This window comes from Trichocoleus sp. FACHB-46, from assembly GCF_014695385.1.
In the GTDB taxonomy this organism is placed as follows: Bacteria; Cyanobacteriota; Cyanobacteriia; order FACHB-46; family FACHB-46; genus Trichocoleus.
This window is the reverse complement of sequence record NZ_JACJOD010000006.1, coordinates 61,898-83,918: the sequence shown is the minus strand read 5'-3', so window position 1 is coordinate 83,918 and position 22,021 is coordinate 61,898. Positions and strand designations below refer to the sequence as shown.

Here is a 22,021-nt window from a genome sequence, read left to right as displayed (position 1 = left end):
CAGGTTTGTTAGATGTCAGATTCCTAGATTAATCCAAAATCTCAAATCGCAAAGCGTCAATCACAAAGAAATCATCAGGCGATCGTCACATCGGGTGACAAGTAAACGTCTTGAATGGCGTGAAAGAGTTGCACTCCTTCCTCAAACGGACGCTGGAAGGTCTTACGGCCTGAGATTAAGCCAGAACCCCCGGCGCGTTTGTTCACCACAGCAGTCCGGATGGCTTCGGCAAAATCATTTTTACCGGAAGCACCGCCAGAGTTGATCAGGCCCGCTCGTCCAGCGTAGCAGTTGAGCAACTGATAACGGGTCAGGTCAATGGGGTGATCGGTGGTGAGTTCGGAATAAACCTTCTCATGGGTTTTGCCGTAGCTTGCCCCTGTGGCTTGGGCAACTGCTTTATAGCCGTTGTTCAGTTCAGGCAATTTTTGCTTGATGATGTCGGCTTGGATGGTAACGCCGAGGTGGTTTGCCTGGGCGGTGAGGTCGCCCGCGAGGTGATAGTCTTTATCTTGCTTGAAAGCGTCGTTGCGTAGGTAACACCAGAGAATCGTGGCCATGCCGTATTCGTGAGCAAGGGCAAAGGCTTGGCTGACTTCTTGGATTTGGCGATCGGACTCTTCGGAACCAAAATAAATGGTGGCTCCCACGGCCACAGCTCCCAGATTCCAGGCTTGCTCGACGGAGGCAAACATGATCTGGTCGAATTTGTTGGGGTAAGTGAGGAGTTCGTTGTGGTTGAGTTTAAGAATAAAGGGGATTTTGTGGGCATATTTGCGCGACACGCTGCCTAATACGCCGAGGGTGGTGGCAACCGCGTTGCAGCCCGCGGCGATCGCTAATTTAATGATGTTCTCGCTGTCGAAGTAGATGGGGTTGGGGGCAAAGGAGGCACCCGCAGAGTGTTCAATGCCTTGGTCTACGGGCAGAATTGACAAGTAGCCTGTGTTGGCTAAGCGGCCATAGGAGTAGAGCTGTTGGAGGCTCCGCAAAACTTGGGGGGAGCGATCGCTCTGGGCAAAGATGCGCTCGATCCAATCGGGGCCAGGCAAATGTATAAGGTCTTTGGAAATTTTGGCTTTGTGGGTTAGGAGGTCTTGGGCTTCTTCGCCAAGCCAAGATTCGATGGACTGCGGCACAGATAATGTAGCGGTCATAGTGCTTGTCCTCTGCTTCAGAACGGTGATCGTCTGTTGTTCTCTCTATGGTAGTTAGCTTGTCTAGGAAGTGGTGTACGTGTCTGTATCTACAGAATCATTTGCGAATCCGAGCCTTGGGGGCACTCGCCCCCAAACCCCCGCTGAGGGACGGTTGCGTCCCCCAGACCCCCTCCAAACGAGTTTAAGTGTTAGTGTTTCGACTTCTTAAATTCTTTTAGCTCCTGCCTTACCCTCCAACCCTCACCCCTCACTCCTCCCTGTACTATGGGAAAGGGTTATTTGACCTGATCCGTTTTTGCAAATAGGTGTCTTCAGCATGACCGCAGTCACTCCGAATCCTATGTCCGCTGTTCCTGCTTTCTGTGAGGGCATTCAGTATTTTGGTGATACGGTGCCTGGGTTTGATGCCTATGGCCAAGCTCCGGCGATCGCGGAGGGGCAAAAGGCGATTGCGAGTTCGACGGATCAGGCAGCGGTTTATCAAACGATGCTAGCGGCGGATGCGTTGCGTTATCTGATTTTGCAGGTGACGGCAAGTAAGGCTTCGGGGCATCCGGGTGGGTTTGCCAGCCAAGCGGAGGCTTATGCGGCGCTGGTGATGTTGGGTCACAAGAACATCATTACGGAGGTGGGGCACCACGCACCTGGGTTCTACAGTGGGATGTTTCTCGATCGCTCGTTGGAAGCAATGGGCATCAAGACGGTGCAACAACTGCGCGATCGCTTCCGGGAAAAGCACGGGCTATTAGGGCACTTGTCGGGCTTTATTCCGGGCATTTTGGCTCCGGCGGGACCGTTGGGACAGGGGCAACACTTTGCGATGGCGGCGGCGCTTCTACACCGGAACACGCTATTTCCTTACACGGTAGGCGATGGCGGTTTGGGTGAGCCTTACATTATGAGTTCGATGGCCCATTTCCACACGGCTTACCCGGAAGCAACCAATTTCCTACCCGTGTTGGTTTGGAATGGCTTTAGCCAAGAGCACCACAGCATGGTGTCGCTGAAGTCTAATGAGGAAATGCTGGCTTTCTGGCGCGGCAATGGGTTTGAGGAAGTAATTTTGGTGGATGCCAAAGCCTTCGATGACCAGAACCAATCTGGAGATTATGTCGATAGCACTGCTTTTTCATTTGAGCAGCGGTTGGCGTTTACACAGGCGGTATTAGCAGGAGTAGATCAAGCAGCTCAGTCAGCGTTGGGCGGCAAGCTGACGGTATTTATCATCAAGCAACTCAAGGGGGCTGGGGTACATGCTCGCGGTGCGAAATCCCACAACCTCTACGCCCACCACACCCTCGACAACCCCGATATTGTGGCAGCACTGCAAGCTCGCGCTTTGCCAAGTAAAGCTTGGGAACTGGTGCGGACCAATTTTGAGCGATCGAATGGGGGGCCATCCGCTAAAACTGCGGTGACTGAGTCGGAACTCCCCTTGCCTGACTTGGGCAAACTACCTCTAGAAGAGTACTCGGTGGGTGGTGATCCTAAAGTATCTACGACAGCGATGGGGCACTTGGTAGCTGCGGTCGGGCAACGCGATCGCAACTACATCGTGACAAATGCGGACGGCAACGAAGCTTCGGGAATTGCTAACATCAACCAAGCTCTCAAAATCATTCATCCCACCACCGACGATCTCTACAACCAAAGCCCCACAGGTCAGGTTTACGAGCCTTTGAGTGAAGATGCTTGTGCAGGACTGGCCGCAGGTTTGGCATTAATGGGGAGCCGTACGCTCTGGTGTTCCTACGAATCATTTGCCATCAACGGCTTACCGATTTGGCAAACGGTGACGCAAGCCATGTCTGAGCTGCGCCGCCCCACCCCTTCCACCGTGACGCTGTTTACGGCTGGAGCCTTAGAGCAAGGCCGCAACGGTTGGACTCACCAACGGCCCGAAGTGGAAGCCTACTTTGCCGCCATGATGCGGAATGGCAACGTGTTCCCGCTGTTTCCACCCGATGCCAACAGCATCCAAGTTTGCTACGACTGGGCCTTAACGACTAAAAACAAAGGCATTGTGATCACAGCCAGCAAATCACCTCTGCCGATTCGCACCACGTTTGCCCAAGCTCAGCAAGGGTTAGAGCAAGGAGCCGTCACGCTCCAAGAAATCGCAGGTACAGAAGGCGGCAAGCTCGTAGTCTTGGCCGTGATTGGCGACATGACCCTCATTCCAGCATTAGAAGCCGCTACCTTCTTGGAGACAGAAGGACTCGCGGTGCGGGTCGTCTCCATCGTCAACCCCCGTCGCCTCTACCGTGCCTCTGATGTGGCTTGGGACACCTGCTCTGAAGCTGACGGCACTTTCTTGGATGATGCTGGCTTTGCAGCCCTATTTGGCGGCGATGCCCTGCTCGGCATTACAGGCGGTGCCAGCGGCATGCTAGAGCCGATCATGCTCCGCAGCACTAGCAAGCGGGACACCTTCGCTTGGAAACGAGGTGAAACCACAGCCAGCGCCGGAGAACTGATGGCTTTCAATGGCTTGACTGCGGAAGCGATCGCCAAACGTGCGATCGAACTCGTTCATTAAGGCTAGAGCATAACTCTGCCCCTATCCGTCTCTTGCTAAGGTAGGGGCACAGCAGGTTTCGAGGAGCATCGACTGATGCGATCGGATTTACAGAGCTTGGAGATTACTAAAGGCGAGCTACGACGGCTGAGTGGGATGCGTCGCGGTGACTTGCTGATTCCTCCTACCAGAAGGCAAGTGAGCTGGGAAATTCTCAGGACTCTACTCGCGATCGCCCTCCTCGGTCTCAGCTATTGGGTTTTAGCCCTAAACTTTGCCAACCACACTTTTCTGCTAATCGCGTTGCATCTCAGTGCGGTGGTAGGGCTGATTGTAGATGATGTGCAGACGATTCTCTTTAGTCAGAAAAATCGTCATCTAATTAATCTGGTGATGGATGTCGATCGCTACAACGCGGTGATCAAAGCGATTGACATTAATGATCAAATTGAAGCGGCAGGTAACTCAGAAGTAGCTCTGAACAATCGTGAGCAGGTAATTGAGGCTTTGGCGCTCACCAGAGCTGATTTAGTTCGGGCGCTGAAAACGGAAAGGATTTTGCGAACAAATCAACGCTTCATTGCTCGCCATTCGGATTTATTTGACAATAACTTGACAGCTCTAGCGACTTTACAAGTTAATGATCAAGCCAGCGAGCATGGACGATTGCTGAATCAGGCATTGGACATCGCAGTCGATGTGCAAGCAGAAATGAAAAAGTTGCAAAATCAGCGATTCAGTTAAGCATGACTACCAAGCCCAAAATTATTGTTCTAGATGACGACCCCACGGGTTCACAGACCGTGCATAGCTGTCTGCTCCTGACTCGCTGGGATGTAGAGACGCTGCGAGTCGGGTTAGCTGATGAGTCTCCCATCTTTTTTGTTTTGACCAATACTCGTGCCTTGTCACCCGAAGAAGCCACAATCGTGACGCGGGAAGCTTGCCAGAACTTAAAGCAAGCGATCGCCCTCGAATCCATCCAAGATTTTCTAATTGTTAGTCGCTCTGACTCCACGCTACGTGGTCACTACCCCGTCGAAACCGATGCGATCGCGGAGGAGTTGGGTCCGTTTGACGCTCACTTTCTCGTCCCTGCTTTCTTTGAGGGTGGGCGATTCACGCGAGACAGCGTCCATTATTTGGTGGTGAATGGGGTGCCAACTCCAGTGCATGAAACCGAATTTGCCCATGACTCTGTGTTTGCTTACCACCACAGCTACCTGCCTGATTATGTGGAGGAGAAAACTCAAGGGCGTATTACTGCTGATCAAGTTGAGCGCTTCCTCACGGCTGACATTCAAGCTGGGGTGCGCGATCGCTTGCTGCAACTCAACCACAATCAATGCGGCGTAGTCGATGCGGAAAACCAAGCCGACTTAAATCACTTTGCAGCTGATATTTTGGCAGTAGCGGCCGAAGGAAAGCGGTTCTTGTTTCGCAGTGCGGCCAGTTTGCTTACCGCGCTAGCTGCCCTACCTCCCCAACCCACTGCGCCAGAAGATATGGCCCAGTACGCCAGAGATGGCAAACCGGGGGCAGTGATTGTGGGTTCTCACGTCAAGAAAACCACGGAACAGCTAGAACGCCTGCTGCAAGAACCAGGGGTTGTGGGGGTTGAGGTGACGGTGGCGCGGTTAAAAGATGGTGATGCGGGAAGTCGTGCTGCTCTCTTAGACGAAACGTTGCAAGCAGTCCGTGAGGCTCATGATGCTGGAAAAACGCCCGTGGTTTACACCAGTCGCCAAGAACTCACCTTTGAAGATGTGCAGGTACGCCTAGACTTTGGTACAGCCGTTTCAGCGTTGCTAATGGATGTCGTGCGCGGATTACCCCGCGAGATTGGTTTTCTCATTAGTAAAGGAGGCATTACCTCCAACGATGTGCTGAGCACAGGCTTAAACTTGCCTACTGCTCGACTCTTAGGCCAAGTTCTGGCAGGCTGCTCAATGGTTTGCACTCCCGCCAACCATCCTCTCTTCCCCAACTTGCCTGTGGTGCTGTTTCCTGGCAATGTGGGGGATGCCGATGGGTTAGCTACGGTTTATCGTCGGCTCAACAAACCTAGTTAAAATACAGTCCTACCCTCTCCATGAGGAGAAATGAATCTGCAAAGTCTCCCAGAATCGTTTCAGGTTCTAACCGCTTAGGCACGTTTCGCATGACCTCTGATTCTTCCAACAATCCTATTGCTGCTCCATCTGCTGCCCCCACTCAAAGCAACGCAGTTGTAACTCCTAACCCTGCATCTGCCGGAGCCACAACCACAAGTACAGCGCCACCTCTCAATCCAACGGCACCTGCCGAGTCTGCTGCGGAAAGTTCTGTTACGGCTGGTGGCGCAGTTCCTGATGCCGCTCCCGATGCGGCTGCTCAGCCCGGAGAGTCAGCTTCTCCAGAACAACCTCTGATCAAAGACCTCCAGGTGCGGTTTAAGAGTGAAGAGGGGCAATTACTTTTGATGTTGCCTCCCGAAACGGAAACGACAGATCCGCCTTCCCCGACTGCGCTAACTTGGGCGGACTTGTGGCAACAACTCAAGCAACGCTTATCGGGAGGCGATCGCTTTTGGCAACCCGGAACCGTTGTGCATTTGATAGCACGAGATCGCTTATTGGATGGGCGACAACTCCAGGCGATCGCCGATGCCCTCTTGGAAGTGCAACTGCAACTCAAGCGGGTCTCCACAAGCCGTCGTCAAACTGCTGTTGCCGCAGCCACCGCAGGCTACTCAGTTGAGCAACAAGCTCCTGTGGCTCACCTCAGCCAACCGACTGCTACTCCACCGCCCGCCTTAGCTGATCCGCTCTACATTCAGACCACGGTGCGTTCTGGGGTCGAGATTCGCCATCCCGGTACGATTGTGGTGCTCGGAGACATCAACCCTGGCAGTTCTCTGATTGCAGACGGCGATATTTTGGTTTGGGGGCGGTTGCGGGGTGTGGCGCATGCGGGCGCGAGTGGGAATACCCAGTGTCGAATTATGGCGCTGCAAATGGAGCCGACCCAACTGCGGATTGCTGAGTCTTTAGCTCGCGCTCCTGAAAAGCCACCTGCGCAGTACTACCCAGAAGTGGCTTATGTTACCAGCGAAGGAATACGGATCGCCCGCTCTGCCGATTTCGCTAAAACTCAACTGCTGATCTCTATCCAGTCAGGCCAAAACTCCTGACATTTTGACGGGAGAATGGTTGAATGAAGAATTCTAGGTTCTGCGTCAGTTTCACCGATATTGGTTCTGGTGCATTGGAAGCGGCGATCGCAGACGATTAATAAGTCTCGCTGAATTAATTTCGGTGAAAATGCGGTTTAAGTTAAAGTTAATTGAAAGTTGAAGTAAAGTTCATTCGTCTAACCACCTCATGAGTCGCGTTATTGTTGTTACATCTGGAAAAGGAGGGGTGGGCAAAACCACCACCACAGCCAACTTGGGCATGGCCCTGGCTCAACGAGGTCGCAAAGTTGTGGTTGTGGACGCAGATTTTGGCCTGAGAAATTTAGATTTGCTGTTAGGCCTAGAAAATCGCATCGTTTATACAGCGGTGGAAGTGTTGGCGGGTGAATGTCGGCTAGAGCAAGCGCTAGTGAAAGATAAGCGCCAAAGCCGTCTCGCCTTGTTACCCGCTGCCCAAAACCGCACCAAGGACGCAGTCAGTCCCGACCAGATGAAGCAGGTGGTTAGCGCCTTAGCTAAAGCTTACGATTACGTTCTAGTGGATAGCCCTGCTGGGATTGAGATGGGCTTCCAGAATGCGATCGCCGCTGCTCAAGAAGCTTTGATCGTCACCACCCCAGAAATCGCCGCAGTCCGAGACGCAGATCGAGTCGTGGGTTTGCTAGAAGCCAATAACGTCAAGAAAATTCGTCTGATCGTCAATCGCCTCAAGCCTGCGATGGTGCAGGTCAATGACATGATGTCAGTGCAAGACGTGCAAGAAATTCTGGCCATTCCTCTCATCGGTATTATTCCTGACGACGAACGGGTGATCGTTTCCACCAACCGAGGGGAACCCTTAGTTTTATCCGAGACTCCTTCGACCGCAGGCACTGCTTTCAGTAATATTGCCCGCCGCTTAGAAGGCGAAACTGTAGAGTTTTTAGACCTCACCCCTAACAACGGCAGCGTTTTCTCCCGCATTCGTAGATTTTTTTCCACCAAGATTCTCTAAACCGCTTTTCCTAGGTCAAGGCTTTTACTCAGATTGCATTTACCGCATCGCTAGCCTTTAGCCTCTCTTTCTATTCCATGCTTTTGCCAGACTCTTGACCCTCCCCAAGCTCCATGATCAATGAACTGTTAGAACGCTTATTTCCCCGTCCAGGCAACGAAAGTAGCCGCCAAGAAGTGAAGCGCCGTCTGCAATTTGTTTTGGCTCACGATCGCGCTGACCTCAGCCCTGAGTCGATGGATCAAATGCGGCGAGAAATTTTAGACGTGGTCTCTCGTTACGTTGAGATTGACGCTGAGGGTCTGGAATTTTCTCTAGCTAACAATGAACGAGTCACGGCTCTGATTGCGAACTTGCCTATCCGTCGCGTCCGGCAAGAGCCTGAGGAGTCATGAGTGCTAGCGCTTCTTCTGATTGCAACTCTCTTGCCAGTTGTGCTCAAGCCCTAAAGCTCGATCAAATCCAGCGGCATGTCTTTATCTGCGCCGACCAGACGGTGCCCAAGTGCTGCGACAAGCAATTGAGCTTAGCATCCTGGGACTATCTCAAGCGGCGCTTGAAGGAACTGAAGCTCGACACCCCTCCTGCTGCGACTGGGGCGATTTCTAAGGAGGCGATCGCAGATTCAGGCGCTGCCGCATCTCCATACGTTTTTCGGACTAAAGCCAACTGCCTGCGCGTTTGTCAGCAAGGCCCCATCTTAGTCGTATATCCGGATGGAGTTTGGTATCACAGTGCGACTCCAGAAGTGATTGAGCGCATTATTCAAGAACACTTGATTGGCAATCAAATTGTGTCAGAATTTGCTTTTTTGACTCATCCGTTGCCGAATTCGTCCGAAACCACCGCTACAATCGACCTAAAAGTTGACGATTCAGCCACTGAAACCCTGGCAGTAACGCATGATTGAGCGATCGCAGCTCTAACTTTGTGTAGAGGAAAAAACGCCAGCATCATGGCTTAACGATTAAGCGAACCTAAGGTTATTTCTCGCTTCAAAGCACCGATGGCTACTCTTGTTAAAAAATACTAATCAACTCGAATTAAGCCTATTTTGCCAACGATACTTTGATAATGAAAAAACTTGTTAAGTCTGCTGCCAAAATCACCTGCCATTCTTAAAGTAGGTAAATAATTGATGAAGTCAGCAACCTACTAGACTAACTGTCAATTCCTGATCAGGCACTATATTAATGAAGGGATACGTAGCAGACAGTGACAGGTCTAGTAGAATGTGACAACAATACAAAAAGTTCTATCTACAAACTTTAATTAATCCAGGCATGGCGAGTGACAAAGCATGAAGGAAGCGAGCGTGGGAGATCATAAACGGCTACTGCTAATTGATGACGACCCTAATTTAATTCTGTTAGTCAAGGATTACCTGGAATTCCGCGGGTATGAAGTAGTAACAGCAGAAAATGGCCGTGAAGCGCTAGAAATTCTGGAGCAAGATATTCCAGACATGATTATTTGCGATGTGATGATGCCAGAGATGGACGGCTATTCACTCGTAAAGCATGTGAGGGAGGACTCTCGCACTAGCTGGATTCCAGTTCTATTCTTATCAGCCAAGGGACAAAGCCAAGACCGCGTCAAAGGGTTAAACACCGGAGCCGATGTCTACATGGTCAAGCCCTTTGAGCCTGAGGAATTGGTGGCTCAGGTGGAGTCCTCGCTGAAGCAAGCATCCCGGATGATGCAGCATCAAACCAAGGGCGTGGATAATGGCCCCAAAATCCAGGTACCCTTTGATGTCGAGCTGACTCCAACCGAGTTAAAGGTAGTGCAGTTTGTGGCCCGTGGGATGGCCAATCGGGAAATCGCTGACGAATTAAATGTTAGTCAACGGACGATTGAAAGCCACGTCAGCAACATGCTGGGCAAAACAGGTTTACACAACCGCACAGAGTTAGCACGCTGGGCGATCGAGAACAATATGGCTTAGTGGTGGTTCTCAACCACACTGAAGAGTAAAAGCAAAAAAGCAGGGTAGAACGAATTGATTTCAGTTCTACCCTGCTTTTTTGTCTCCTGTCTCCTAGTTCCTATCCCTCACAACCAACCGTCTCCATCTGGATTGGGTTTACCCCAAATTGTGATGTTCAGGGATTGCAGATAGGCTAACGCTTGCTGAAGTTGCTGAGGAGTCCCCCGCAGTTCTAGGTCGAACCAGCCATCTTCTTGAGGGTTGGGGCTGAGTCGAGCCGCAGTAATGTTAACGCTGAGGCCATGCTGGGCTGTCAGGTGAGAAATAATTGGTTCTTGACGACGTTGGGCTGGAATCCGCAATTTGATGCGAACTTGGGTTGCGCTTTCAGTGCATCGAGGCAGACGCGATCGCCTAGCACCGAGCACTGTCTGGGGTTTCCCGATCCCGCTAGATTGCTCTTGCTCCAGCATGGGTGCCCGCATTACCACCCATCCTCTTGAGCACTCGAATCATGCCAAATTTCCAGGTCTAGCTCATTTAAGTAGAGCAAGGCACTGTCAATTTGGGCAGCGGTGCCTTGAAGTTCTAGGTCAAACCAGCCATCATCTCGCGCGTTCGCCCCCAGCAGAGCTGCTGTAATGTTGACCGTGAGGCCATGCTGAGAGATTAAGCGAGAAATCACAGGTTCTTGATGGTAGTTCTTGGGGATACGAATTCTAATGCGGGTTTGAGTGTATCTATGATCCGCAGCAGAGTCCTGTCCCGATGGCTGGGATGCGTCAAGAGCCGTGGCTTCTTGGTTTTCGCGATTTAGGGGAGCATAGCGATCGCTGTCATCTGTCAACATGATCTGCCTCCTATTCAATATCTTTGATTTTGGTTTTACGTTCCAAAATTTCCTTCAGTATCAAAGTCACAACCGCCAGAAAAGCGAGCAAAACTGCCGCAGAAAAGGCCGATTGCGTAGCGTATTGCTTATACGCTTCTTCCACAAACAGGGGCAGGGTTTGAGTTTGGCCAGCAATGTTGCCCGACACCACAGAAACCGCCCCAAACTCGCCCATGACTCTGGCATTGGTCAAAATCACGCCGTAAAGCAAGCCCCAGCGAATATTAGGAATCGTGACTCGCCAGAAAATCTGCCAATCATTAGCGCCTAAAGTTCTGCCTGCTTCCTCTTGGTCACTGCCTGCCTCTTCCAGAACTGGAATCACTTCACGAGCGACAAAAGGCAGGGTAATAAAGGCACTGGCTAGCACCATCGCAGGCATGGCGAAAATAATTTTGATATTGCCCGATTCTAGCCAAGAGCCAAACCAGCCATTGCGTCCGTAGAGCAACACAATCATCAAGCCCGCTACGACTGGAGAAACCGCAAAGGGCACATCCAGCAAGCTAATGAGAAAAGTGCGTCCCCGAAACTGGTTGCGGGCAATCACCCAAGCCGCACAAAGCCCAAACACCGTATTGATGGGCACGACAATCAGCGCAATTAAAAGCGTGAGCTTGGCAGCATGGAGGAAATTGCGCTCCGTCAAGTTGCCTAAAAACGGCCCTACTCCATCCTTAAACGCTTGCACGAAGACGTTGAAAGCGGGAATAAACAAGACCAACGCTAAGTAAAAGAGCGCAATGCCAATCAAAACTCCCTTCACCCAAGTTCTTTGCTGAGTCGGAGTTGGAGCTTTCGGCTGGGAGATTTCAGGATTAAAGGATTTACCTGCCAAACTAGAGCTCATACCGCCGTCCCCAAGCTTGCAATAGATTAATTGCCAAAAGAATTAGAAGCGAAATGCCCAACAGAACTGTGCCAATCACAGTGGCACCCGAATAGTCGTATTGCTCCAGGCGTTGAATAATCAGCACGGAGGCAATCAAGTCTTTGAACGGGACGTTAGAAGCCACAATGACCACAGACCCATACTCACCGACCGCTCGGGAGAAGCCCAACGCCACGCCAGTCAAAATCGCTGGCATCAAGGGGGGCAATACCACCCGCCGGAATGTTTGGAACTGAGAAGCGCCTAAAGACCAAGAAGCTTCTTCTACTTCTTTCTCCATATCCTGCAATACAGGCTGGAGAGTCCGCACCACAAACGGTAGGGAGATAAAGATCATTGCCACCGCTACCCCCAATCGAGTAAAGGCGACCTTAATGCCAAAAGGCGCTAGCAAAGAACCGATCCAGCCGTTGTCGCTATAAACTGTGGCTAGAGTCAAACCTGCTACTGAGGTAGGCAAGGCAAAGGGTAAATCGATCGCGGCATCAATGATGCGTTTGAAGGGAAAGTCGTAGCGAACCAAAACCCAGGAAATTAAAACCCCAAAAACGGCATTGATCAGGGCCGCAATCAAAGCTGTGACAAAGGTGACGTTATAGGTAGCCAAGGCGACAGGGCTAGTCGCAATTCGCCAGAAGTCAGCAGGTTTTTCGGTACTTGCCTTAGCAATCAGCGCTGCCACAGGCAACAACAGCATAATTGTGAGATACCCCAGCGTGATCCGCCAAGGCCAAGACAACCCTAAGAGCCGTTGAACCGGATTTTTGGGTTGAGGGGAAGCAGATGGAGAAATAGTTGAGACAGCCATAAAGCAATTTAAAGACAGCAGCCTAGGTCAAGCTAGGAGATCAAAAATAAATCGGGGCAGATGCTTTTAGCCGTTGATCTTGAACTCATCAAGTATCCCAAAAGCCTGCCCCGATCGCCCGCACAAAGAGGAGAGTCAGCGAGTGACTACTACCTATTTGCCTTGAATCTGGTCGAAGATAGCACCATCATCAAAGAATTTCTTCTGGACTTCACTCCAGCCGCCGTAATCTTTTACAGTGGCCAAATCTTTCACTTGGGGATACTTGCTTTCCAGAGATTTCGCTTGGGCACCATTGAGGTCGCTCAGACGGAAACCTGTATTGGCAAATTCTTGCTGGGCTTCTGGAGAGAAGAGATACTGCACAAAAGCTTCTGCAACTTCGCGAGTACCATGCTTGTCTACGTTCTTGTCGACTACAGCCACTGGGTTGTCAATCGAGACGTTGACTGCGGGGATGACGAAGGGAAGTTTTTCGCCGTTTTCAGCGGCTAAGAGAATTTCGTTCTCATAGTTGATCAAGGCATCTCCTTGGCCCTGCTTGAAAAAGATGTCACTGGCTTCCCGCGCATCTCTGGGCAGAACGGGCACATTTTTGTAGGCTTTAGCTACAAATTCTTGGGCTTTGGCATCATCCGCACCTGACTTCACAGCAGCATTCCACAGCGCCAAGAAGTTCCAACGGGCACCACCGGAAGTTTTAGGGTCAGCGGTGATGAAGCTTATGCCATCCTTACCGAGATCTGTCCAATCCTTAATGCCTTTGGGATTGCCTTCGCGAGTGACGATCGCGGCGACAGAACGGCTAGCCACAGCATCGTTAGGAGCTTCTTTGTCCCAACCCGCCTCGATTAGTCCAGCCTTTTCAATCTTTTGCACATCAAAGCCGAGGGCTAAATGCACCACGTCTGCCTCCAAACCATCGATGACAGCGCGGGTTTGGGAGCCAGAGCCACCGTAGCTGGGCTTGAAAACCACAGTTTGGTTGTGCTCTTGCTGCCACTTCTGCACAAACTTAGGAATAATCTTGTCGTGAGCTGATTTGGTGACAGCAAAAGAAACTAGAGTCAGTTCAACTTCTTTTTTGGCAGCACTCCCACCTGTAGCACCTGGAGAGCTAGCAGTAGTAGTGTTGCCACCATCGCCAGAGCAAGCGGCGATCGTTACACTCAAAGTCATGCCGACTAGGAACAGTGAGACAAAGCCTCTCAGGGAACTGAATTTCAACCCATTGAACATTTGCGGGCCGCAGCAACGCAGTATGTTGGTCCAGAACTTGAGTGCATTACTAATTACCCGTTGAGCTGGCTCCTCTCGTCGTTTCGAGCCACGTTGCCACAGACCCATAACCTTTAATCTCCTTTCAAACCCCAGTTAGTCGGTCGGGATACCGGATTTCCATCTGAACATAGATAGTACCGAGAGATTTGCAAAAACGCAAATAAATTGTCAGGGGATGAAGCGATCGCTGATTTTTAATTCAATTAAATTTGGAGTGAGGAGTGTTGCAGAATTTGATATACTGATTTTTAGCCAATGCGCTGGTGTAGCTCAGTTGGTAGAGCAGCTGATTTGTAATCAGCCGGTCGCAAGTTCGAGTCTTGTCACCAGCTTTTAAACTAGAAATATTTTTAGCATGCTATTGCTTAACCGCGATCGCCTGCATCAAGCAGTCCCGATTAAGTAGCATTTCAGGATTTAGCCGCTAATTCCCGAAGAGTGAGTACTGCGGCAATCTTTCTACTCTGCTCATCATAAATGGGGCGGGCATTCCCTTCTACCAGCACCTCCGTCCCATCCAGTCGCCGGATGCGCCAGCGAGCTTCAGTCACGATCTCGTCTCGCAGTGCAGCGCGGCTCAGGGGGAGTTCTGCTGGAGGGTAGGGTTTACCATCCACTGTATAAAGGTGATACGTATCGGTATAGCCTTCAGGCAGCACATCTAACTTGGCAACTCCGTGGAGCCGAGAGGCTGCCTCGTTGACAAAGGTGATACGTCCCTCGGCATCTGTGACAATGACTCCCTCAATCAGTTGTTGCAGAATGGCATCTCGCTCTGTGGCAATCCGGGCAACACGCTGCCGTTCCAGCACTTCTTTGGTCACCTCAATATTCAGGCTTAAAATCCCGCAGACTTGCCCAGTGGTATCTAAGAGGGGCTGGTAAATGACATTGAAATAACCCTCATACATTTCCCCGGTACCATGGCGATCGTAGCGGACTAGCAATTCCTTGCCCTCGTAGGTCTCGCCGGTGGCATATACCTGATCTAGCAGCTCAAAGAAGCCCTGTGCTTCTAGTTCCCGAAAGGCATTTCGCATCGTCAGACCTTCAAAATTGCGATCGCCAATTAGTTGCTGGAAGCTGCGGTTATGGATCTCAATTCGATGCTCTTGCCCTCGCATAATGCAGATAGGTACGGGGGCATATTCAAGCATATTCCGAATTTCCGCCCGTACTGCTTCCTCTCGGAGCACACGAATGCGATCTGAGATGTCGCGGCTGAATAGGATTAACCCCTGTTCAGTGGGGACAGCCCGCACTTCGTGCCACGCATACAACCCTGGAAGAAACAACTCAAATTTGACAGCAATAGAACCTGTGATGGCGCGTCTTAGTTCTGCTTCTGCTGGTGTATTGAGCAGTTCGGGAAAAACCTCCCATAGAGAGTGACCCAACAACTCAGCTCGTTTACGTCGCAGCAGAAGTTCCGCACTATAGTTAACGCAGGTATAGTTCCAGTCTTTATCTAGTTCGGTAACTGCATCAGACGTATATTCCAATACTGTCTCAAGATCCAAATTATTCCTCCGTTCCAGGCCAGTCGTATATCAGTAGCATTTGTTAGAAGATGCCCTTCATACATCTAGCGATAGCCTGATCTAAAGTCGCTCGGCTTTTCAGAGATAGTTCTGGAGGCTGAAGTGTGGGTAGTTGAAGTGAGACTCTTTAGGTATCAGTCAAAATAAATCTGCTTTGAATATCCCAGCTCAGTCACGTTGGATATTCAAAGCAGATTTAATGGTTGCTGTTAGTTGTTTGCTCCTATTTAGGCCCTGGAGCGTGGGGTGCGACTCTGCGGGTTATTTAATTCGATTCACCTTGATCAGATCTTTCATGATCACTCCATGAATTCCCTTGACGATATCCACAACTTGAGTGACCTCAAAATCTACTGCGGCACTGCTCAGTTGTAAAGCTTCTTGCCCATTGAGGGGTGTAACTTCTGTAATAAAAGTCAGGCTTTTACGCACTGCATCCTTCATCGCTTCATCCAAATCTTGATTCAGCCCAATCGGAACAAAGGCGATCGGAGTTTCTAGGAACGGTGCGGTAAATGTTTTTTTAGCTGCAAGATCTTTGCGGAGAGTAATCCGAAATGTTGGCTTTAGAGAACACTCGATCGCGGTTAAAGCAACCTCTCCATCTCCTTGAGCACAGTGAGGATCGCCAGTATACATCAGGGCACCAGGAACTTGCACAGGGAGATATAGCGTAGTTCCCGCTGTGATTAAATTCAGGTCAATATTGCCACCATAACGGCCTGGAGGCACAGAGTTTACGGTTTCAGCATCATTTTCAGGCGCAACACCAATCAGCCCCATGAATGGTTTTAAGGGAATCTCATAGGAAGGCGAACCAGGCGTGTCAGGTTTCAGGATTCCTAATCCAGTAATTCCTTCTCGCTTGAAGTTGGCGTACTGGAGCTGAGAAGCAGTCTGTCCTTTGCGCGTTCTCAGAATCGCCTGAACAGCTTGAGGATCAGTCACGATTTTGATGTATTTGCTATCAGCGACCTTGTCCCCGACAGGATATTCTCCGGGAAGCGCTCCTTTACCCTTACGGCTACTCACAAACCCATAAGAGGCACGGTGCTCAATCTTGAGAGTTTCAATTTGCAAGACATCTCCGGGCATGGCTCCTTCGACATAGATCGGCCCAGTCACGACATGAGGCCCTTTGCCATCATGAGGGACGTTCGCTCGGACAGTTAATTGGTCTTGCAGGATCTCTTTTTCGGGCACTCCTTTCTGAGTCAAGAACTCGATCGCTCCAGCGGCAGTACCATCCTGGGACTGATCTTCCAAAATGCCTTCGTGGGAGACGGTCTCAATGGTTACAGTGTCTCCAGATCGAATGCGTAGAGCAGGCTTAGCTGTCTTGCCATACAAACGTCCCCAAATCACAGTTTCTGGGGTGGATTTGAGCAGATACTCTTTTGCCCAAGCGGGAGAGTTGGAACTCCAAATGCCTAGAACCAATCCAGCCAATAACCAGGTGTGGTTTTGCCTCACCATCCCGCTCACGCCTCACTTGACGACTTCAGCCGTACCATAGCTTCACTCATCCGTATTATTTGTACCCTTCACTACATTCCCTTGTTGAGAAATCAGCGAAATTGTCCTTGAATCAGGCAATTTTTAGCAAAAATCAGTGCGTTATTAGTTCGCGCCGTTGAGGGTAAAGCGCATAGAGACTGACACGAAATTGCTTTGATTTTTTAGCGAGCCGTTCATCAGCAGTTCTTTATCACTAAGGGTTAGGAGAATCAGCAATGCCACTTCATCATCAAGGCTGGATGCTGTTATCAGTCCTCGCAACTGGGGTGGGACTAGCGATGCCATCCCAGGCTGAGAACTTGGCTTACGTGAACTACTGGCTGCTGGATGCTAAACCCACTGTGAAGACGCTGCACTTAAACCAGCAACCGATTCATGCCTCTTACTCTCCAGAGCAAATCATTCCATCCCAACGTATTCCTGCGGGAAAGTACGCCCTCTCTCTCAATTCCGTCTCGTCCCAGCCAGAGTCTCAGCCAAAACAGAGCTTTAATTTAGAAGCTGAGCAGTTTTATACCGTAGCTCTATTTCAGAAAGGCCAGGTACTCCAAGGGCTAGTGCTGAATGACAAGCTGAGTCGTCCTGAACCTACAGTGAGACTGGTGAATCTCATGCCTGAGCCTGTCCAAGTGACGATCAATCAAGCTCAGCCGAAAGGATTGGAGCTGCAATCGGGCGAACAAAAGGATGTAGCGATCGCGCTCGATAGTCCCTCGAAAGTCGGTCTGGTTACAGTGAAAACAACTGCTAAATCTAATCCGAGTCACTCTGCAACCAAAACCTTCGGCGTTGGGCCTGACTATGCTTCTGTGGTCGTGATTAGCCCCCAAGCAAACTCACTCAGACTAACTCGTTGGCAGTACGATCGCTGTGCTGTCCGCATTGAAACCTACCAATACGAAGATGCCTGTGGCCATTCAGATTAGGCAACCAGAATAGTCAACAGCTAGCGGGGGCGACCGAGGGTGGTGATATAGAGAACGGCTTCATCCACCGGAATGCCTAACACTTCATTCACCTGATTATCAAAGAAGCCACCAATGCCACTGACACCCAAACCCAGATGGATGCCAGCCAGGTTAAGCTTTTGCCCCAAGTGTCCCGCATCCATGTGGAGGTAGCGGTAGACGCGATCGCCGTATTGAGCCACCGCAGTCTTCAGGTCCGCCGTATGAAACACCACTGCTGCGGCATCACGACCCAAATCTTGCCCCAAGCATAAGTAATGCAACTCTCGCCGGAAGTTTTTGAAGCGGATTTGTCGTAATTCCTGAGAGTGCGGGGCGTAGTAGTAGCAGCCTTCTTCTAAGCCAATCACACCAGAAACTGCAATAAAGGTCTGAATCGAGTTCAAAACGAAATAGTCTGGATACCCATCCAATTCCTGTTCAATATAGTGCTCAGGCTGGTAAGTAAAGTCCAGTAATGCTTTCAGTTCTGCTAGGGTAATTGACTCTCCGCTGTAGGCGCGGGTAGAACGACGGCGGAGCATGGTCTCTTGCATAGCCCCTAAGTTCTCTCCCCAAACAATCGGCTGAGACAGCGTAGAAACTTTTAGGCAAAACGGAAAATTGTATTGATCCGATTGAGCCTTCTCTCGATTGGCTCGTGGTGGTATTTTGGGGATCTTTTTGAAGGCTGCGTTTGGCTGAATCTGAGTAGCTTGATGGAAATAGCTCAGCAACTCTCCATCAGGAATACTGGGATACTCGGTCTGAGTCGCCGAAGGTAAGGCTGTTACCGAAAGCGGCAAATTTTCTTGCACTTCTAGCAAATCGGCCACCGGAATCACTGCGATCGCTCCTTCTTGGTCCGGATCGAGGTAGAGCAACTGATTAAGCGCCTCGTCAGCAAATCCACCGATCAAATGCGGTCGGTAGTCATTGAGAGCGCAGGCTAACTCAATGTTGCCCAGCAAGTGCCCAGCATCCAAAAAAATGCGTCGGTAGGCGCGGTCTTGATAGCGCCATGCCGAGCGAGCAAACACCGCAGTCGTGACTAAAGCCATCTGCGTGTCATCTAAAATAGGGTGCCAAAAGCAAGCCGATTGCAATTTCTGCCAAACATTGCTGTCCCAGAAATGCCACAGCGAGTGACTTTTAGACTGATAGTTATACAACCCAGCGGGTAGGAATGGGGTCCCACGGGAAACTAAATACACTTCTGCCGGATACAGACCCCCCGCTGAAGGCGCAGCCCGTAAATAAACTGGACTTCCGGTTGTGGGAATCATGCCTGTTAAGCCGTAGCTGCAAAATAGCAGGCGCGACAATCGTTGCCACCAAGCAGTCTCTGCATCTTCAGCCAAGACTTCTTGTGAGTCAGTTAAATAAGGCTTGAGATCAAAGGTAGTGCCGATCTTGTATTCCTTAAACGGAACAGGCTGACTCTCCCAATCCAAGTGATGGCTTTTACTGGCAAGGGTTTGCGGATCATATTTGGTCCGCTCGTGGTAGTGCTGAGCAATCGAGACTCGAAGTTCTGGCATAGAGATTTCTGGGCAGTGCAGTTACGTCCCTATTTAGATCTTGACATCTCTCAGGGTTAAAGTGTCTGTTTGCGCAGAAACGCAGCTTGGCACCTGAATTGATCCTATACCTACACCCTATTCATAGTCTGTTCATGACTACAGCGAGAGTATCCCCAAGGCGACAGATGTGGCTAAAGTTTTAATCTGCCACAGTTGGAGGATAAAACAATGGCAGCAAGCTTGGAGGTTCGATGTAAATAGGTTAAGTAGATAGGTTAATAAGTGCGATCGCAATCAGGGATTCTTAAAAAAGCGTTAAAGCAACAGTATTTTTTGTCACACTATTTTACATTTTAATTACAAGTTAAGTATAAATGCTCATTATGTATCTCGCGTCAATCCTGCAAAGAGTTTGACGAAGGTACTGTCGGGAATGGTTACCATGCAGAGGGTCAGTGCCAAAGAAATACTATCTTGCTATGCCGAAGGGCAACGAGATTTTAGTAACATTGATGCCGGGGAAGTTTTTCTATTTGAAGCTGAGCTACCTAACATCAATTTACAAGGAAGCAACCTAGCCACCGCTCATCTTCCCTACGCCAATCTCACTTATGCCAACTTACAGGCAGCCCAGTTACCAGCAGCGGAAATGAGCAATATTCAGCTTTATCAAGCCGATTTAGCTGGAGCCAATCTACAAAAGGCAAATCTATCGCGAGCGAATCTGCGCCATGCCAATTTGCAAGGGGCGAATTTGACTGGGGCCGACCTATCTGGGGCAGATTTGTATAATGCCGATCTGAGTCAGGCAAATTTATCCTCTGCAAATCTTAGCCGCACCAACCTAGAAAAGGCCAAACTTCAAGCAGCCCAGCTCGCTGGTTGTAACCTCTATCGCGCTCAGCTCGTGGATTTAGAAACAGCCTATATCGATCGCACTACTATTCTGCCCGATGGTCATCGCGACAGTCATTCTCTATGAAGATCCAACAACAGCATCCTTGGCCCGCCACCGCTGAAGAAGCCACTATAATTCAGCAGCAATTGCGCGGTGACATCATCAAGGAAGACCAACTAGGAGCGGTGCAGCGCGTCGCTGGGGTTGATGTGGGCTTTGAGGAAGGTGGAACCATTACTCGTGCCGCGATCGCCGTCTTAAGTTTTCCGGAGTTGCAACTGGTGGAACACGCGATCGCCCGTCGTCCCACCACCTTTCCTTACATTCCAGGCTTTTTGTCTTTCCGAGAAATTCCTGCTGTCCTAGATGCGCTAGAACAAATCGCCACTCCCCCCGACTTGTTGCTCTGTGATGGTCATGGCATCGCTCACCCTCGACGGATGGGGATTGCCGCTCATTTGGGGCTACTAGTGAATTTGCCTGCGGTCGGAGTTGGTAAGTCTTTACTAGTCGGAAAACATGACGAGGTGCCAGAAGAGCGGGGTGCTTGGCAACCGCTTCAGCATCGGGGTGAAACGGTTGGAGCCGTGCTGCGGACCCGTGTTGGCACTAAACCTCTCTACATTTCGTTAGGGCATCGCATTAGTCTGCTGACTGCGATCGATTATGTGATGCGCTGCACCACCAAGTGGCGGTTGCCCGAAACCACGCGCCATGCTCACAAATTGGCATCCGGTTAACTATTTGGTTAACTAGGATTCGTGTTGTTGGGCGATCGCGATGGTTTGGTCAATCAAAATTCGCACAATCTCTAAAGCTTGATTCAAACTTTCCCGGGGGCGAATCTGATAGGTGTAGCGTAGACCTCCCTGTCCTTGATCAGCGGGATGCTGCCACTGCAACACAGGATATTTTTGGCCAAAGCCCGTTTGGCGTTTGATCCGCACATGCACTAGCCAAATCGGCCAGTCCCGATAGGTAGCAATAAAGTGAGTTTTGTTTTTGTCAAAGTCACTCCGTTGAGGGGCCAAACTAGACATACTAGAACCAGACCCAGACAAGGGATAGCTTGCCTGTACAGTCCTATGGGTAGATGGAACACTTGCTCTAGAAGGAGATAAGGATTGTGGAAATGACCTCGATCCGGTAGTCATGTTCAATTGGCCCCCTGTTGCTTACAATCCCAGTTCTCTTCAGTAGTCTCTACTCAATGCAGGTCAGTGATGAGAGCGACTATCTAGATTACCATCAGGTATGAAAATGCCGCTCCCGCCGCGCAACACTCAAACTGTGAGTGAAAAATACTGATTCTTGGGATACCAGAGCATCCTCCTTTAGAGTTATCTCTGAAGCTAGAATCATTAGACTTGGCTTAAGCGGTAAATGTTCCTGAGGTGACGTTAACACCAAACTGGATGTACCCGTAACTTTAGTTACAACTACGTAGTGTAGTTTTAGTTACTAGTGGAATCGATGAATATTGAGTGAATTTTTCATGACGATTCCAGCAATTACCCAGAAACTACTAGCTGCGAAGCAAATTCAAGGATTGAGTTTTACAGATTTAGAAAAAATTCTGGGACGCGATGAAGTCTGGATTGCCGCCTTGTTTTATCGCCAAGCGAGTGCTTCTGAGGATGAAGCTAGTAAATTAGTGGAGGCTTTAGGATTAGGGCCAGACGTAGCATCTGAGCTGACTGAATATCCCCTCAAAGGCCTAGGGCCAGTAGTACCAACCGATCCGCTAATTTATCGCTTCTACGAGATTATGCAGGTCTATGGCATGCCGTTGAAAGAAGTGATTCAGGAGAAATTTGGAGACGGCATCATGAGTGCGATCGACTTCACGATGGATGTAGAGAAGGAAACAGACCCGAAGGGCGATCGCGTCAAACTCACGATGTCTGGGAAATTCTTGCCTTACAAAAAGTGGTAGATCGGCAG

The 22,021-nt window shown here is 50.2% G+C and carries 22 protein-coding genes and 1 tRNA gene; 13 read left to right on the top strand and 10 right to left on the bottom strand.

All coding sequences use genetic code 11. The features are described from left to right. Positions 1-74 precede the first annotated feature (74 nt). A complete protein-coding gene (locus H6F72_RS00665; RefSeq protein WP_190431108.1) occupies positions 75-1,157 on the bottom strand; it encodes a class I fructose-bisphosphate aldolase in 1,083 nt (360 codons plus the stop codon). Positions 1,158-1,476: 319 nt separating this feature from the next. Here H6F72_RS00665 and H6F72_RS00660 point away from each other — a divergent pair, with 319 nt between their 5' ends. The 8 genes from H6F72_RS00660 to H6F72_RS00625 all read left to right on the top strand — a co-directional run bounded on the left by H6F72_RS00660 (position 1,477) and on the right by H6F72_RS00625 (position 9,795). After that, the gene (locus tag H6F72_RS00660) at positions 1,477-3,699 is read left to right on the top strand and encodes a phosphoketolase (protein ID WP_190431107.1); all 2,223 of its coding nucleotides are present in this window, start codon (positions 1,477-1,479) and stop codon (positions 3,697-3,699) included. A 75-nt stretch (positions 3,700-3,774) separates the two neighbouring features. Next, complete coding sequence (locus H6F72_RS00655) at positions 3,775-4,422, top strand: hypothetical protein (protein WP_190431106.1); 648 nt, start codon at positions 3,775-3,777, stop codon at positions 4,420-4,422. 2 nt (positions 4,423-4,424) lie between these two features. Next, a complete protein-coding gene (locus tag H6F72_RS00650) occupies positions 4,425-5,750 on the top strand; it encodes a four-carbon acid sugar kinase family protein (protein WP_190431105.1) in 1,326 nt (441 codons plus the stop codon). Between the two features lie 89 nt (positions 5,751-5,839). Next, positions 5,840-6,850: a septum site-determining protein MinC gene (minC, locus tag H6F72_RS00645; protein ID WP_190431104.1), complete on the top strand. Its 1,011-nt coding sequence runs from the start codon at positions 5,840-5,842 to the stop codon at positions 6,848-6,850. 190 nt (positions 6,851-7,040) lie between these two features. Further along, on the top strand, positions 7,041-7,847 hold the full coding sequence (minD, locus tag H6F72_RS00640) for a septum site-determining protein MinD (RefSeq protein ID WP_190431103.1): 807 nt from the start codon (positions 7,041-7,043) through the stop codon (positions 7,845-7,847). A 113-nt stretch (positions 7,848-7,960) separates the two neighbouring features. Beyond that, positions 7,961-8,242 carry a cell division topological specificity factor MinE gene (minE, locus tag H6F72_RS00635; protein ID WP_190431102.1) on the top strand — a complete coding sequence of 94 codons (282 nt, stop codon included), beginning with the start codon at positions 7,961-7,963 and terminating at the stop codon, positions 8,240-8,242. Further along, the gene (locus tag H6F72_RS00630) at positions 8,239-8,757 is read left to right on the top strand and encodes a ferredoxin (protein ID WP_190431101.1); all 519 of its coding nucleotides are present in this window, start codon (positions 8,239-8,241) and stop codon (positions 8,755-8,757) included. Before minE ends, H6F72_RS00630 begins: the two co-directional genes overlap by 4 nt. A gap of 390 nt (positions 8,758-9,147) precedes the next feature. Continuing rightward, positions 9,148-9,795 carry a response regulator transcription factor gene (locus H6F72_RS00625; RefSeq protein ID WP_190431100.1) on the top strand — a complete coding sequence of 216 codons (648 nt, stop codon included), beginning with the start codon at positions 9,148-9,150 and terminating at the stop codon, positions 9,793-9,795. Positions 9,796-9,902: 107 nt separating this feature from the next. Here the strand turns inward: H6F72_RS00625 and H6F72_RS00620 are convergent, their stop codons facing one another. The 5 genes from H6F72_RS00620 to H6F72_RS00600 form a co-directional block, all read right to left on the bottom strand. After that, complete coding sequence (locus H6F72_RS00620; RefSeq protein ID WP_242016719.1) at positions 9,903-10,262, bottom strand: NIL domain-containing protein; 360 nt, start codon at positions 10,260-10,262, stop codon at positions 9,903-9,905. After that, positions 10,262-10,627 (bottom strand): NIL domain-containing protein, encoded by a 366-nt coding sequence (locus tag H6F72_RS00615; RefSeq protein ID WP_190431099.1) that lies wholly within the window; start codon positions 10,625-10,627, stop codon positions 10,262-10,264. The genes H6F72_RS00620 and H6F72_RS00615 overlap by 1 nt, the downstream gene beginning before the upstream one ends. 10 nt (positions 10,628-10,637) lie before the next feature. Further along, positions 10,638-11,519 (bottom strand): sulfate ABC transporter permease subunit CysW, encoded by an 882-nt coding sequence (gene cysW, locus H6F72_RS00610; protein ID WP_190431098.1) that lies wholly within the window; start codon positions 11,517-11,519, stop codon positions 10,638-10,640. Then, entirely contained in the window at positions 11,509-12,369 is an 861-nt protein-coding gene (gene cysT / locus H6F72_RS00605; RefSeq protein WP_190431097.1) for a sulfate ABC transporter permease subunit CysT, read from the bottom strand. The genes cysW and cysT overlap by 11 nt, the downstream gene beginning before the upstream one ends. Before the next feature lie 153 nt (positions 12,370-12,522). Next, positions 12,523-13,716, bottom strand: coding sequence for a sulfate ABC transporter substrate-binding protein (locus H6F72_RS00600; RefSeq protein ID WP_190431096.1), 1,194 nt, complete (start codon positions 13,714-13,716; stop codon positions 12,523-12,525). Between the two features lie 193 nt (positions 13,717-13,909). Between H6F72_RS00600 and H6F72_RS00595 the strand changes: the two genes are divergently transcribed. Then, positions 13,910-13,982 (top strand) — tRNA-Thr (locus tag H6F72_RS00595). Positions 13,983-14,060: 78 nt separating this feature from the next. On the opposite strand, the gene H6F72_RS00590 is transcribed toward H6F72_RS00595, so the two are convergent. Both H6F72_RS00590 and H6F72_RS00585 read right to left on the bottom strand, forming a co-directional pair. Continuing rightward, complete coding sequence (locus H6F72_RS00590; protein WP_190431095.1) at positions 14,061-15,170, bottom strand: PAS domain-containing protein; 1,110 nt, start codon at positions 15,168-15,170, stop codon at positions 14,061-14,063. 282 nt (positions 15,171-15,452) lie between these two features. Then, positions 15,453-16,667 (bottom strand): acetamidase/formamidase family protein, encoded by a 1,215-nt coding sequence (locus tag H6F72_RS00585; RefSeq protein ID WP_190431094.1) that lies wholly within the window; start codon positions 16,665-16,667, stop codon positions 15,453-15,455. 257 nt (positions 16,668-16,924) lie between these two features. Here H6F72_RS00585 and H6F72_RS00580 point away from each other — a divergent pair, with 257 nt between their 5' ends. Further along, positions 16,925-17,635 carry a DUF4397 domain-containing protein gene (locus H6F72_RS00580; RefSeq protein ID WP_190431093.1) on the top strand — a complete coding sequence of 237 codons (711 nt, stop codon included), beginning with the start codon at positions 16,925-16,927 and terminating at the stop codon, positions 17,633-17,635. Between the two features lie 20 nt (positions 17,636-17,655). On the opposite strand, the gene H6F72_RS00575 is transcribed toward H6F72_RS00580, so the two are convergent. Continuing rightward, complete coding sequence (locus H6F72_RS00575) at positions 17,656-19,197, bottom strand: SagB/ThcOx family dehydrogenase (RefSeq protein ID WP_190431092.1); 1,542 nt, start codon at positions 19,195-19,197, stop codon at positions 17,656-17,658. Positions 19,198-19,621: 424 nt separating this feature from the next. Between H6F72_RS00575 and H6F72_RS00570 the strand changes: the two genes are divergently transcribed. Both H6F72_RS00570 and nfi read left to right on the top strand, forming a co-directional pair. Next, positions 19,622-20,161, top strand: a complete 540-nt coding sequence (locus H6F72_RS00570; RefSeq protein WP_190431091.1) for a pentapeptide repeat-containing protein — start codon at positions 19,622-19,624, stop codon at positions 20,159-20,161. Then, positions 20,158-20,817, top strand: a complete 660-nt coding sequence (nfi, locus tag H6F72_RS00565; protein ID WP_190431090.1) for a deoxyribonuclease V — start codon at positions 20,158-20,160, stop codon at positions 20,815-20,817. Before H6F72_RS00570 ends, nfi begins: the two co-directional genes overlap by 4 nt. Positions 20,818-20,829: 12 nt before the next feature. On the opposite strand, the gene H6F72_RS00560 is transcribed toward nfi, so the two are convergent. Then, the gene (locus H6F72_RS00560; protein WP_190431089.1) at positions 20,830-21,117 is read right to left on the bottom strand and encodes a hypothetical protein; all 288 of its coding nucleotides are present in this window, start codon (positions 21,115-21,117) and stop codon (positions 20,830-20,832) included. A 455-nt stretch (positions 21,118-21,572) separates the two neighbouring features. Here H6F72_RS00560 and cynS point away from each other — a divergent pair, with 455 nt between their 5' ends. Further along, positions 21,573-22,013: a cyanase gene (cynS, locus tag H6F72_RS00555; RefSeq protein WP_190431088.1), complete on the top strand. Its 441-nt coding sequence runs from the start codon at positions 21,573-21,575 to the stop codon at positions 22,011-22,013. The last annotated feature ends 8 nt before the right edge of the window (positions 22,014-22,021 follow it).